The organism is Luteimonas sp. J29, from assembly GCF_000472505.1.
Classification (GTDB): Bacteria; Pseudomonadota; Gammaproteobacteria; order Xanthomonadales; family Xanthomonadaceae; genus Luteimonas.
In genome coordinates this window covers 72,318-84,585 of record NZ_AWZR01000002.1, presented here as the reverse complement: position 1 = coordinate 84,585, position 12,268 = coordinate 72,318, and the positions used below count along the sequence as shown (strand labels likewise).

Sequence of the window (12,268 nt, the reverse complement as noted above, 5' to 3'; positions counted from 1 at the left end):
GCCACCGGAGCCTCCATGGACCTGAACTTCAGTCCCGAAGAACTCGCATTCCGCGACGAGGTGCGCGCCTTCGTCGCCGCCCACCTCCCCGACGACATCCAGGGCCGCGTGCGCCGCGGCGACGAGAGCCAGGTGGCCGACGACATCCGCCGCTGGCAGAAGATCCTGCACGCGCACGGCTGGGGCGCGGTGATGTGGCCGCGCGAGTTCGGCGGCACCGGCTGGGACAAGACCCGCCAGTTCCTGTTCGAGATCGAATGCGCCGCGGCCGACGCGCCGATCCAGCTGCCGTTCGGCCTGAAGATGGTGGCGCCGGTGATCATGCGCTACGGCACGCCGGAGCAGCAGCAGCGCTTCCTGCCGCGCATCCTCGACGGCAGCGACTGGTGGTGCCAGGGCTACTCGGAGCCGGGCAGCGGCTCGGACCTGGCCTCGCTCAAGACCCGCGCCGAGCGCGACGGCGACCACTACGTGGTCAACGGGCAGAAGGCCTGGAACACGCTCGGCCAGCACGCCGACTGGATCTTCTGCCTGGTGCGCACCGACCCGGACGCCAAGCCGCAGCGCGGCATCAGCTTCCTGCTGATCGACATGCGCACGCCCGGCATCCGCCTGCAGCCCACGCGCCTGCTCGACGGCACGTACGAGGTCAACGAGGTGTTCTTCGACAACGTGCGCGTGCCGGTCGGGAACCTGGTGGGCGAGGAGAACGCGGGCTGGACCTGCGCCAAGTTCCTGCTCGGCCACGAGCGCACCAACATCGCCGGCATCGGCGCCAGCCGGCGCGAGCTGGCGCGGCTGCGGCGCATGGCCGCCGAAGCCGTGCGCGACGGCCGGCCGCTGGCCGAGGACCCCGTGTTCGCCGCGCGCATCGCCCAGGTGGCGCTGGAGCTGCGCGCGCTGGAGGTGACCAACCTGCGCGTGATCTTCGCCGAGGCGCGCCAGCAGGCGCCGGGGCCGGAAGCCTCGATGCTCAAGATCCGCGGCACCGAGATCCTGCAGCGTATCACCGAACTGCAGGTCGAGGCGCTGGGCGCGCGCGCGCTGGAATACGAGGGCGACGGCGAGGACGTGCCGCGCGCCGTCGGCCAGTACATGAACCTGCGCAAGCTGAGCATCTACGGCGGATCCAACGAGATCCAGCGCAACATCATCGCGCAGATGGTCCTGCAACTCTGAGGCAACGACACGATGGATTTCTCCTTCACCGAAGAACAGCAGATGCTGCAGGACTCGATCCGGCGCTACCTGGCGTCCGACTACCCGCTCGAACACCGCGCGAGGATCCTCGCCAGCGAGGCGGGCTGGTCGCCGGAGACCTGGCGGGCGCTGGCCGAGCTCGGCCTGCTCGCGCTCGACATCGACGAGGCCGACGGCGGCATCGGTGCCGGACCGGTCGGCACCATGCTGGTGTCGCAGGCGACGGGCGCGGGCCTGCTGCTCGAACCGTTCCACTCCAGCGCCGTGCTGGCCACGCGCGTGGTCTCGCTGCTGGCCCGGGGCGAGCAACGCGCGACGCTGCTCGGGGCGCTGGCCTCGGGCGAGGCGGTCGCGGTGCTGGCCCACGACGAGGACGGCGGATGGTTCGAGCCGCGCGCCACCACTGCCGAGGCCGATGGCGACGGCTGGCGCCTGCGCGGACGCAAGGCCCGCGTGTACCACGCGCCAATGGCGCGCTGGCTGCTGGTGAGCGCGCGCACGCAGGACGGATCCGGCGTGTTCCTGGTCGAGCGCGAGGCCGCGGGCGTGCAGCTGCGGCCGCTGCGCACGGTCGACGGCCAGCGCGCCGCCGATATCGAGTTCGACCTGCGCCTGCCGGCGGACGCACGGCTGGGCGGCGAGGCGTCCGCGGCGCTCGACGAGGCGCTCGACCTGGGACTCGCGGCGCTGTGCGCCGATGCGCTGGGCGTGCTCGACCGCGCCCTGGCCACGACCGTGCAGTACGCCCGCGACCGGGTCCAGTTCGGCACGCCGATCGGGCGCTTCCAGGCGCTGCAGCACCGCATGGCCGACATGTACATGCAGGTCGAACAGGCGCGTTCGATGACCTACCTGGCCACGTCCGCCTGCGAGGGCGGCGATCCGGCCGCGCGCCGGGAGGCGGTCTCGGGCGCCAAGGTCGTGGTCGGCCAGGCGGCGCGCCGGGTCGGCCAGGAGTCGGTCCAGCTGCACGGCGGCATGGGCATGACAGACGAGCTCGACGTCAGCCACTGCTTCCGGCGGCTGCTGGCGTTCGAGCTGCGCATGGGCACGACCGACGAGCACCTGCACGCGCTGCAGGCGCTCGCGCGGGCCGGGGCGGCGTAGGCGGGACGACGGCCGCCTGGCGTCGCGCGCATGCGGCGGACGGGCGGCCAGCGGGACGGAGCGGGGTGCGCAGGGGACGCGGGAGGAAGGAGCGGCACGCAGGACAGGGACACATTCGAGGTTTCCGGGCCGCCGCAGGGGGCGGCGGCCGACGAGGACCCAACGCAGGATTACGGGAGGGTAGACCCATGAACGGCAACACGATCCATCGCAATTTGCTCGCCGCCTCGGTGGCGCTCGCGCTGTGCGGTTTCGCCACGACCGCGCTCGCGGACGACGCCTTGCAGGAGGACGGCGGCCAGGTCCCGCCACCCGCATCCAGCGAGCGGGCGTCCACGCTCGACACCCTGATCGTCACCGCGCAGAAGCGCGAGGAGGCGCTGCAGGACGTGCCGATCACCCTGAGCGTGCTGCCCGAGCAGCTGCTGCAGGATGCCGGCGCGCGCGACATCAAGGAGCTCCAGCACCTGGTCTCGGGGATGAGCGTCACCAGCACCGCGTCGGAAAGCCAGACCACGGTGCGGCTGCGCGGCATCGGCACGGTCGGCGACAACCCGGGCCTGGAATCGTCGGTGGGCGTGGTGATCGACGGCGTCTACCGGCCGCGCAACGGCGTCGGCTTCGGCGACCTGGGCCCGGTCGAGCGGGTGGAAGTGCTCAAGGGCCCGCAGGGCACGGTGTTCGGCAAGAACACCTCGGCCGGCCTGGTCAACGTGGTCACCCGGGCGCCGTCCTACAACCAGAGCGTCGAAGCCGAGGTCACCGCCGGCAACTACGGCCTGTTCGGCGTCTCGGCCAGCTACAACGACGCGCTCAGCGACACCGCCGCCTTCAGCCTCTACGGCGTCAAGCGCTGGCGCGACGGTTTCCTCGACGTCGAGACCGGCGCCGGGCCGCGCACCAGCCGCGAGGACAACAACCTCGACTTCCACGGCCTGCGCGGCCAGCTGCTGCTCGAGCCGACCGACGGCCTGCGCATCCGCATGATCGCCGACTACGCCAGCCGCAGCGAGGAATGCTGCGCCTCGGTGACCACGACGCGCGGACCGACCGCGGACATTGTCGACGCGCTGGCCGGGGGCGAGGGCGTCATCCCGGTTCCGGATCCCTCGCGGCGCCTGGCCTACAGCAACGACATCACCCGCCAGTCGGTGGAGGACAAGGGCTGGTCGGTACAGGTCGACTGGGACACGCCGTGGCTGGGCGAGGCCACCCTGACCTCGATCACCGCGATGCGCGACTGGATCAACCTCAACTCCGGCGACCTCGACTTCACCACGGCGCCGATCTGGGTCCGCCACTACGGCGCCGGCGAGAACGACGTCGGCTTCGAGACCTTCAGCCAGGAGCTGCGCCTGACCGGCTCGACCGACAAGGTGGACTGGATGGTGGGCGCCTTCTACGCGGACGAGGACCTGGTGCGCAACGACAGCATCACCATGGGCAGCGCCTACGAGCCCTACCTGTCGATCGCGCTGCTGAGCAACATCGCCGCGGCGTTCCCGCCGGGGCTGGTGGATACCAGCAACCCGTTCCTGTTCCTGTCCCAGGCGGCCGGGCGGCCCTACGGCACCACCTTCGTCGGCGGCGGCAGCCACGACCATTTCGAGCAGAACGCGCGCAGCATGGCGCTGTTCACCAACAACGTCTGGCACGCCACCGACGCGCTCGACGTCACCATCGGCGCGCGCTACACCGACGAGCGCAAGCAGCTGCGTTCGCAGCTGAGCAACCCCAACGGCGGCATCGGCTGCGCCAACGGCCTGCTCAACCCGGCCCAGGTCGGGGCGGCGCTGGCCGGCCGCGGCGTGCCGGGGCCCTACATCGCCGACCTGGTGCCGACGGTGATCGGCTACATGTGCCTGCCGTGGAGCAACGTGATGCACCACGGCCGCGACACCTGGCAGGAGCGCGACGAGAAGGAATGGTCCGGGTCGCTGCGGGTGTCCTACCGCTGGAGCGAGGCGCTGATGACCTACGTGTCGGCGGCGCGCGGCTACAAGGCCGGCGGCTTCAACCTCGACCGCGTGCAGTCGTCCAACGGCCTGTCGTCGGGTGGTGCGGGTATCACCCCGGTCGACGACACCTCGTTCCCCGGCGAGTTCGTCGACAGCTACGAGCTGGGCCTGAAGTCGACCCTGGCCGGCGGCAACCTCCTGCTCAACGCCTCGCTGTTCCAGCAGACCTTCACCGACTTCCAGCTCAACAGCTTCCTCGGCACCAGCTACGTGGTGCGCTCGATCCCGGAGCTCAAGAGCCGCGGCCTGGACCTCGACCTGATGTGGCAGACGCCGGTCGACGGCCTGTCGGTGCAGGGCGGCGCGACCTGGCTCGACGCGCAGTTCGGCGACGACCTGCTGCCCGACGCCGACCTGGTGCTGCTGCCCGGCGCCACCCCGGGCTTCATGCCGCGCTGGCAGGCCAACGCGTCGCTGACCTACGAGTGGGATGTCGCGGACCGCATGCTCGCGCGCGTGTACCTCGGCGCGCGCTATACCGGGGAACACAACACCGGATCCGACCTCGACCCGCAGAAGCTGCAGGATGCCTACACCGTGGTCGATGCGAGGGTGGTGCTCGGATCGCGCGACCGGCGCTGGGCGGTGGAGCTGTGGGGCCGCAACCTCACCGACGAAACCTACAGCCAGGTGGGCTTCGACGCGCCGATCCAGACCGGTTCCTGGAACGCGTTCCTCGGCGCGCCGCGGACCTACGGCGTGACCCTGCGCATCATGTACTGAGCCCGGGTCCGGGTGGGTGCGTCGCGCCTGGAGTGTCGCGCGCGCCCACCCGGCACCCGTTTCCGGTGCGGAGGTGCCGGGGCGGTCCGGCCGGAGGGCGGCCGCTCAGGCGCCGGCCGCGGCCGCGCGCAGTTCCCGCGCGCGTTCCGGCCCCAGGTGGGCCGCGATGGCGCGGCGCATCAGGTACAGCAGCGGGATCAGCGCGATCGCGGCCAGCATCTTCCAGGCGTAGTTGACGCTGCTCACCGCCAGGAACAGCGAGGTCGGCCACTGCTGCGGACCGAGCACGAACGCGATCCAGATCACCACGAAGCTGTCCACCAGCTGCGAGACCGCGGTCGAGCCGGTCGCGCGCAGCCAGACCATGCGTTCGCCGGTGGCGCGCCGGATGCGGTGGAACACGGACACGTCGATCAGCTGGCCGACCAGGAACGCGACCACCGAGCCGGCGATCGTCCACAGTCCCTGGCCGAACACCGCGGCGAACGCTGCCTGGTAGTCGGGCACGCCCTGCGGCCGGGCCGCTTCCACCCACCAACCGGCCGGTGCCAGCGCGATCGCGATGAAGGCGAACACGAAGCCGTACACGATCAGCCCCACCGCGATCCACGAGATCATGGTCACGCCGCGGCGGCCGAAGTACTCGTTGATCACGTCGGTGAACACGAACACCACCGGCCACAGCAGCGTGCCGGCGGTGAAGCTGAGCGAGCCGGCCTGCCCGAACAGGTTCCACTCCAGCGGCGCGATGCCCAGGGTGTCCTCGAGCGCGAAGATCTTGACCCCGATGAATTCCGCGAGCACCGCGTTGACGCAGAAGAACGCCGCCAGGGCGATGAACAGGCGGGTGGCGCGGTCGTCGAGCGGCCCGCGCGCGCTCATCCCGGGCGCGGCTCCGCACCCCCGGGCGGCGGGGCGAAGGGGATGTCGTCCGGCGCCACCGCGCCGCCGCTGATGATGAAGCTCATCGCCTGGTCCACGGTCCAGTCGGTGGGCGTGATCTTCTCCACGGGCACGATCTCGAGGTAGCCCGAGGTCGGGTTGGGGGTGGTCGGCACGTACACCGCGGCCAGTTCCCGGCCGGTGCCCGACTCGCGGATCACGCGGGTGACGAAGCCGACCGACTTCATCTGGTCGTGGGGGAAGTCGATCAGGACCACGCGCTGGGTGCCGTCGGGCTTGGTCTGCAGGATGTCGAGCAGCTTGCGCGCGCTCGAATAGATGATGTTGGCCAGCGGGATGCGCCCGACCAGGGCCTCGAGCCAGCGCAGCAGCCGCTGCCCGACCACCCGCCGCGCCAGCCAGCCCACCGCCAGGATCAGCCCCAGGGTGGCGACCATGCCGATGGTGGCCTGCACCGAAGCGACGTTGACCCAGCCGAGCGTGTCCGGCGCCCAGGCGGCGATGCGCTGCGACAGCGGCGCGACCCAGGGCCGGCTGATGTCCGACAGCAGCACGAAGACGAACTTCACCACCACCCAGGTGAGCCAGATCGGCAGCAGGGTGAGCAGTCCGGTGAGGAACAGGCGCTGCAGGCGCTGCGCCGGGGTCGGGGGATGGGACATGTCCCGGATCTTACCGGTCCGGCAGGCCTACAGCTCGCGCACCAGGCGGAACGCCACGTCGTCGTAGCCGCGCCCGGCGTCGAGCAGCCGGGCCGAATCCTCGGTGCGCCAGCTGGCGCCGACGGCGCGGCGCTGGCCGCAGTCGCTGCCGCAGTCGGCGCGCCATTCCGAGAACGCGCGCCCTGCCGCCGGCGGCAGGCGTGCGGCCTCGGCCACGGTCGGAAGCCGGTAGCGGTGGCCGTCGCGCCGGCCCAGCCACTGCGCATAGGCCTCGGCGTCGGCCACCGACACGCACACCACCGGGTCGCCCGCGGACTGTTCGAACCCCGGCCGCATCCAGTCGCGCGGCGACACCATGCGCAGCAGCGAGGCGCGCTCGCGGCACAGCGTGGCGGTGCGGCCGGTGGCGTTGGCGAACCGTTCGTACTCGGCGCGCGAGACCGGGCGCCGGAACGCGGCGAGCGGGCGCGCGGTGCCCTCGAGCAGCTGCATGCCGTCCAGGTTGCCGGGGTCGCGGCCCTGCAGGTCGGGAATCTTCGCGGCCAGCGCCTCGAGCCGCGCCACCGCGGCGGTGGGCAGGCGCGCGTCCCGGGCCCGCTGCACCGCGCGCAGCGCCGACTCGCGGTCGACCTTCGTTGCCGCCGCGCCGATCCTCGCCCGCATCGCGGCCTCGACGCGTTCGCGCCACGCGGCGTGGGCCGCGTCGCCCCCGGCGCCGCTCTCGTGCAGGCGCGCGGCGGCGGCAAGGAGCGGGTCGATGTCCTGGTCGGACGCCACCGCCCTGGCCGTCGCCTCGGCCAGGGCGCGCATCACGTCGGCGGCGGTGGCGGCGAGCTGCGGATGCGCGGGGTCGGCGCGCGCCGCCTCGACCACGCTGTGGGTGGCGTTCTCGCCGGGCGGCAGCGACAGGCGCCCGTCCTCGAGCTGCAGGCGCGCCTGCTCCAGCCAGCGGTCGGCGTCCGAGAGCGGCGCGGCGGCATCCATCGCCGGCTCGGCCAGGCCCGCCACCGCGGCCGCCGGCGGAAGCGGCGACGCCGGCGGTGCACCGGTCGCGGCCTGCGGCGACGGGGTCGACGTGCCGGGCGTGCGGACGTGGTGCAGGCCCAGGCCGAGCGCGGCGGCGACCGCCAGCCCCAGCAGCACCCAGGCCGTGGCCGGCGCGCGGCGCAGCCACCCGTTCGCGGCCGCCAGCAGCCGTGCGGGCGCGGCGCGGCCCGGTCCGCCCTGCGGCACGCGCTCGAGCGCCTCGAGCATCTGCGCCGCGTCGGCGAAGCGCTTGCGCGGCGACTTGGCCAGCGCACGGTCGAAGAAGCGCTGCCAGTGGCGCAGCGAAGGCGGCAGCCTCGGGATCGGGTTCTGCGCGTGCTGGATCGCCATCGACAGCGCGTCGTCGGCCTTGTAGGGAAGCTCGCCGACGAGCATTTCCCAGGCCAGCACGCCCACGCTGTAGAGGTCGGCGCGATGGTCGACCTGTTCGCCGCGCGCCTGCTCCGGCGCCATGTACGCGGTGCTGCCCACCGCCAGTCCGGTCATCGTGACCCGGGTGCCGTGGCCGCGGCGCAGGGCGATGCCGAAGTCGGCCAGGAGCGGTCGGTCGGCTTCGTCGAACAGCACGTTCTCGGCCTTGACGTCGCGGTGGACGACGCCGCGCGCATGCGCGTAGGACAGCGCCGAGAGCAGCGCGCGCAGGATCTCGCGCACCCGCTGCGGGTCGCCGGTGAGGTCGCGCTGGCCGACGTGGCCGCGCGGCAGCCAGGGCATCGCGTACCAGGGCAGTCCGTCGGCGGTGCGCCCGACCTCGTGGATGCCGACGATGTGCGGATGTTCCAGGCGCGCGATGGTGCGCGCCTCGTTCTCGAACCGGCGCCGCGCCACCTCGTCGGCCAGCGCCTCAGGGCGCATCACCTTGATCGCGACCTCGCGCCCAAGCGACAGCTGGGTGCCCAGGTACACGGTCGACATGCCGCCCTCGCCAACCACGCGCGCCACGCGGTAGCCCGGTACCTCGGGCAGCGGTCCTCGCACCGGCTGGGTTGGCCAATCCGTCATCGATTCCCCCTGTCGCCGGGGGAGCATACACAGCGGCGGCGCCGGGCCGGATGAATCCGCCCGTGGCGGCGCGGGTCAGCGCCGCTTGCGGCGCACGTACAGCTGCTTGCGAACGCGCGCGACCACGTCGCCGTCGCGGTCGCGCACCTCGACCTCGAACCAGTGCAGGTACTTGTCGCCATCGGCGGTCGCGGCACGCATGCGCTCCAGGGTGTCGTCGTCGAGGTGGAACTCGGCCGCGACCACGCCCCGGCCGGGCTTGACGAACTCGATCTCCGCCGCCCGGTCCCAGACAATGTAGTCGCGTCCCAGCGACTGCAACGTCAGGAACATGTGGAACGGGTCGGTCATGGCGAACAGGCTGCCGCCGAAGTGGGTGCCGACGTAGTTGCGGTTCCACGGCCGCAGGCGCAGCTCGACCCTGGCCCGGCGCCAGTCGGGCGAGAGGTGGGTGATGTGGATCCCGGCCGCCACGAACGGCGGCCACAGGTTGAACAGGTGGCGGAACAGCCTGGGATAACGCGTCATGCGCGGGAGGAAGGGAGCTGCGACGGCATCGCCGCAGCTTACCATACGCTCTGGTATGGCCAGGCCCCGCCGCGCCCGGCGCGGGCTCAGACCAGCAGCAGCGACGCCATCCGGCGCCGGTAGCGGCCGACCAGCCCGGCGTCGTCGATGATCTGGAACGCGTCGATCAGGGCCTTGCGCGGCAGTCCGTCGCCGAAGGCGCGGTCGCGCTGCAGCATCTCGATGAACTGCTCCAGCCCGGCCTCGGCGTCGCCGGCGACGATCCGGTGCACGCCCAGCAGGTGGCGCGCGCGCAGGTCGCCCGGGTCGGCGGCGACCGCGGCCTCGAGCTCGGCCGGCGGCGGCGCGTCGGCGAGCAGGGCGGCGAAGCCCAGACGCGCGCGCGCCTTCACCGCGCGGTCGTCGGTGGCGAGGTTGGCGGGCAGCGCGTCGAGCAGGCGTTCGGCCTCCTGCGCCGCGCCGGTCTGGAGCAGGGCCAGGGCGAGGTCGAGCTTGAGTTCGTCCTTGTCGGGCTCGGCTTCGACCGCCGCGCGCAGGCGCGCGACCTCGGCCGCCGGATCGAGCGGTACGGGCTCCGCCTCCGCGGCGTCGCCGCCGCCCTCGGCCGGCTCGATGCCGTGGTGGCGCAGGAACTCGCGCAGCTGGCCTTCCGGCAGCGCGCCCTGGAAGCCGTCGACCAGCTGCCCGCCCTTGACCAGGAACACGGTCGGGATCGAGCGGATCTGGAACGCGGCGGCGATCTGCGGCTCGCGCTCGGTGTCGACCTTGGCCAGCAGGAAGGCGCCGTTGTACTGGCCGGCGAGCTTTTCCAGGATCGGGCCGAGGGTCCGGCACGGGCCGCACCATTCGGCCCAGAAATCCACCAGGACCGGCACCTCCAGCGACTTGCGCAGGACTTCCGCCTCGAAGCTGGCGGTCGTGGCGTCGAAGACGTGCTTGGCGGCGTCGGCGGTCATGGGCGGTTCCGGTGCGGGGGAGGGCAGGATGGCGGCAGCGCTCCGGGATTCCAAGCCGGAGCCGGGAAAAGTTGACGCCGCGGGGCCCGGATGTAACATCCGTTTTACATGAGCCCCGCCAGCATCCGCGTGCCGGTCGCCTCGCCTCCGGCCCGCACGCCGGTCGCGAACGCGATCCGCCGCCTGCGCACGGAACGCGGCATGACCCAGCAGGCGCTGGCCGATGCCTGCGGGGCGACGCGGCAGACGATCATCGCGCTCGAGGCGGCGCGCTACGCACCGTCGCTGGAACTGGCGTTCCGGATCGCCCGCGCCCTCGGCGCCGGGATCGAGGACGTGTTCCGCTGGGAGGGCCGGTGATGCGTCCCGACCGCGTCCTGGCCGGCGCGGCCGGCGCCACCGCGCTGGTCGCGGCCGTGGGCGTCGGCGCCGCGCTGCCCGGCTGCTCGCCGGCTTGGGTTCGCGCCCGGTTCGGCTGGACGTGGCCGGCCGCCGGGCCGCTGGCGGCAGCTGCGACCCCGCCGCTAGCCGTGGCGCAGCTTGAGCGCGAGGATCACCGCCGCGAGCACGAACGTCACCGCGTTGGCCAGGATCATCGGCCAGGAGCCGAGCACGATCCCGTAGCAGAACCAGCACACGATGCCGACGATGAACACCACGTACATCCCGAGCGAGATGCCGCTGGTGTCGCGGCTGCGGATCGTCTTCACCGCCTGCGGCACGAATGCCAGCGTGGTGAGCACGGCCGCCAGGTAGCCCAGCCACTCCAGGTTCATCGCTGCTCCCGCGCGGCCCCGGGCCTCATGGCTGCGCGTACACGCGCCCGTCCTTCATCACGAAGTCCACGCCGAGTACTGCGTTGATGTCGGCCACCGGGTCGCCGGGCAGGGCGATGATGTCGGCGCGCTTGCCGGCCTCGAGCACGCCCTGGTCGTCGACGCCGAGCACGCTGGCCGCGTGGATCGTCGCCGCCTGCAGCGCATAGGCCGCCGGGATCCCGGCCTCGACCATGTAGATGAATTCGCGTGCGTTGTCGCCGTGCGGGCCGACGCCCTGGTCGGTGCCGAAGGCGATCTTCACGCCCGCCTTCCAGGCGCGGCCGGCGGTCTCCTGGATGCGCGCGCCGATGGCGGCCGCCTTGGGCCGCACGATCTCGGGGAAGTAGCCCGGTTCCTTCGCCTTGTCGGCGACGAAGCGCCCGGCGTAGATGGTCGGCACGTACCAGGTGCCGTGCTGCTTCATGAGCCGGATGACCTCGTCGCTCATGTGGGTACCGTGCTCGATGCTGGTGACGCCGGCCACCACCGCGCGCCTCATGCCTTCCTCGCCATGGGCGTGGGCGGCGACGGTGTAGCCGTAGTCCTTCGCGGTCTCGACCACCGCGCGGATCTCGTCGATGGTGAACTGCGGCGCGTCGCCTGACTTCGCGTAGCTCAGCACGCCGCCGGTGGCGGTGATCTTGATGACGTCGCTGCCGTCCTTGTAGCGCTGGCGCACGGCCTGGCGCGCGTCGTCGACCGAATTGATCACGCCTTCGGTCGGCCCCGGCGGGCCGACCAGGTGCGAGAGCATCGAGTTCCAGCCGTTGGTGGGATCGGCGTGGCCGCCGGTGGTGGCGATCGACTTGCCGGCGGCGAAGATCCGCGGCCCCTCCACCAGCCCCTGGTTGATCGCGTCGCGCAGGTGCGGGGCGACCTCGCCGCCGAGGTCGCGCACGCTGGTGAAGCCGGCGCGCAGGGTCTTGCCGGCGTAGCCGACGGCGCGGAAGGCGTAGTCGACCGGATCGAGCCGGAACCCCTCGGAATAGCTCTGCGGACCCGACTGGCTGCCCAGGTGCACGTGCAGGTCGGTCCAGCCAGGCAGGCAGGTGCGGCCGGGCAGGTCGATGGCCTGGCCGCCGTCCGCGGGCGCGATCCGGCCCGGCTGCACCGAGCGGATGCGGCCGTCCTCGACCGTGATCGTGTGCGCGCCCAGCATCCGGCCCGCGCGGGCGTCGAACAGGCGCTCGCAGTGCAGGGTGACGGGATCGGCGGCGAGGGCCGGGGCGACGCAGGCGAGCAGGGCAAGGCAGGGCAGACGGCGCATGGTCGGCAGCGGGTGGTGACGGTGGTGGCCGATTGAA

The 12,268-nt window shown here is 72.5% G+C and carries 11 protein-coding genes; 4 read left to right on the top strand and 7 right to left on the bottom strand.

Translation table 11 applies throughout. The annotated features are described in order from the left end of the window. Positions 1 to 15: 15 nt before the first annotated feature. From LUTJ29_RS0103270 to LUTJ29_RS15960, 3 genes are all read left to right on the top strand, one after another. The gene (locus tag LUTJ29_RS0103270) at positions 16 to 1,179 is read left to right on the top strand and encodes an acyl-CoA dehydrogenase family protein (RefSeq protein WP_027071294.1); all 1,164 of its coding nucleotides are present in this window, start codon (positions 16 to 18) and stop codon (positions 1,177 to 1,179) included. A 12-nt stretch (positions 1,180 to 1,191) separates the two neighbouring features. After that, entirely contained in the window at positions 1,192 to 2,307 is a 1,116-nt protein-coding gene (locus LUTJ29_RS0103265) for an acyl-CoA dehydrogenase (RefSeq protein WP_027071293.1), read from the top strand. Between the two features lie 188 nt (positions 2,308 to 2,495). Next, positions 2,496 to 5,048 carry a TonB-dependent receptor gene (locus tag LUTJ29_RS15960; RefSeq protein ID WP_084524598.1) on the top strand — a complete coding sequence of 851 codons (2,553 nt, stop codon included), beginning with the start codon at positions 2,496 to 2,498 and terminating at the stop codon, positions 5,046 to 5,048. Between the two features lie 105 nt (positions 5,049 to 5,153). Here LUTJ29_RS15960 and LUTJ29_RS0103255 read toward each other — a convergent pair whose 3' ends face one another. The 5 genes from LUTJ29_RS0103255 to trxA form a co-directional block, all read right to left on the bottom strand. Beyond that, the gene (locus tag LUTJ29_RS0103255; RefSeq protein ID WP_027071292.1) at positions 5,154 to 5,930 is read right to left on the bottom strand and encodes a queuosine precursor transporter; all 777 of its coding nucleotides are present in this window, start codon (positions 5,928 to 5,930) and stop codon (positions 5,154 to 5,156) included. Beyond that, positions 5,927 to 6,613 carry a DUF502 domain-containing protein gene (locus LUTJ29_RS15955; RefSeq protein ID WP_051322657.1) on the bottom strand — a complete coding sequence of 229 codons (687 nt, stop codon included), beginning with the start codon at positions 6,611 to 6,613 and terminating at the stop codon, positions 5,927 to 5,929. Before LUTJ29_RS15955 ends, LUTJ29_RS0103255 begins: the two co-directional genes overlap by 4 nt. 27 nt (positions 6,614 to 6,640) lie before the next feature. After that, positions 6,641 to 8,662 (bottom strand): bifunctional serine/threonine-protein kinase/formylglycine-generating enzyme family protein, encoded by a 2,022-nt coding sequence (locus LUTJ29_RS17985; RefSeq protein ID WP_186441939.1) that lies wholly within the window; start codon positions 8,660 to 8,662, stop codon positions 6,641 to 6,643. Positions 8,663 to 8,737: 75 nt separating this feature from the next. Further along, positions 8,738 to 9,190: a DUF4442 domain-containing protein gene (locus LUTJ29_RS0103240; protein WP_027071291.1), complete on the bottom strand. Its 453-nt coding sequence runs from the start codon at positions 9,188 to 9,190 to the stop codon at positions 8,738 to 8,740. Positions 9,191 to 9,276: 86 nt separating this feature from the next. Continuing rightward, the gene (gene trxA, locus LUTJ29_RS0103235) at positions 9,277 to 10,146 is read right to left on the bottom strand and encodes a thioredoxin (RefSeq protein WP_027071290.1); all 870 of its coding nucleotides are present in this window, start codon (positions 10,144 to 10,146) and stop codon (positions 9,277 to 9,279) included. Positions 10,147 to 10,254: 108 nt separating this feature from the next. Between trxA and LUTJ29_RS19095 the strand changes: the two genes are divergently transcribed. Next, positions 10,255 to 10,506, top strand: a complete 252-nt coding sequence (locus tag LUTJ29_RS19095; RefSeq protein WP_051322655.1) for a helix-turn-helix transcriptional regulator — start codon at positions 10,255 to 10,257, stop codon at positions 10,504 to 10,506. A gap of 164 nt (positions 10,507 to 10,670) precedes the next feature. On the opposite strand, the gene LUTJ29_RS0103225 is transcribed toward LUTJ29_RS19095, so the two are convergent. Both LUTJ29_RS0103225 and LUTJ29_RS0103220 read right to left on the bottom strand, forming a co-directional pair. Beyond that, entirely contained in the window at positions 10,671 to 10,922 is a 252-nt protein-coding gene (locus tag LUTJ29_RS0103225) for a SemiSWEET transporter (protein WP_027071288.1), read from the bottom strand. Between the two features lie 25 nt (positions 10,923 to 10,947). Further along, entirely contained in the window at positions 10,948 to 12,231 is a 1,284-nt protein-coding gene (locus LUTJ29_RS0103220) for an amidohydrolase family protein (RefSeq protein ID WP_027071287.1), read from the bottom strand. Between the last annotated feature and the right edge of the window lie 37 nt (positions 12,232 to 12,268).

Bases quoted from the DNA above. Each gene is read 5' to 3' on its own strand.
- LUTJ29_RS0103220 (WP_027071287.1), bottom strand. From the start codon at position 12,231: ATGCGCCGTCTGCCCTGCCTTGCCCTGCTCGCCTGCGTCGCCCCGGCC.
- LUTJ29_RS0103225 (WP_027071288.1), bottom strand. From the start codon at position 10,922: ATGAACCTGGAGTGGCTGGGCTACCTGGCGGCCGTGCTCACCACGCTG.
- LUTJ29_RS19095 (WP_051322655.1), top strand. From the start codon at position 10,255: ATGAGCCCCGCCAGCATCCGCGTGCCGGTCGCCTCGCCTCCGGCCCGC.
- LUTJ29_RS0103240 (WP_027071291.1), bottom strand. From the start codon at position 9,190: ATGACGCGTTATCCCAGGCTGTTCCGCCACCTGTTCAACCTGTGGCCG.
- LUTJ29_RS17985 (WP_186441939.1), bottom strand. From the start codon at position 8,662: ATGACGGATTGGCCAACCCAGCCGGTGCGAGGACCGCTGCCCGAGGTA.
- LUTJ29_RS15960 (WP_084524598.1), top strand. From the start codon at position 2,496: ATGAACGGCAACACGATCCATCGCAATTTGCTCGCCGCCTCGGTGGCG.
- LUTJ29_RS0103255 (WP_027071292.1), bottom strand. From the start codon at position 5,930: ATGAGCGCGCGCGGGCCGCTCGACGACCGCGCCACCCGCCTGTTCATC.
- LUTJ29_RS0103270 (WP_027071294.1), top strand. From the start codon at position 16: ATGGACCTGAACTTCAGTCCCGAAGAACTCGCATTCCGCGACGAGGTG.
- trxA (WP_027071290.1), bottom strand. From the start codon at position 10,146: ATGACCGCCGACGCCGCCAAGCACGTCTTCGACGCCACGACCGCCAGC.
- LUTJ29_RS15955 (WP_051322657.1), bottom strand. From the start codon at position 6,613: ATGTCCCATCCCCCGACCCCGGCGCAGCGCCTGCAGCGCCTGTTCCTC.
- LUTJ29_RS0103265 (WP_027071293.1), top strand. From the start codon at position 1,192: ATGGATTTCTCCTTCACCGAAGAACAGCAGATGCTGCAGGACTCGATC.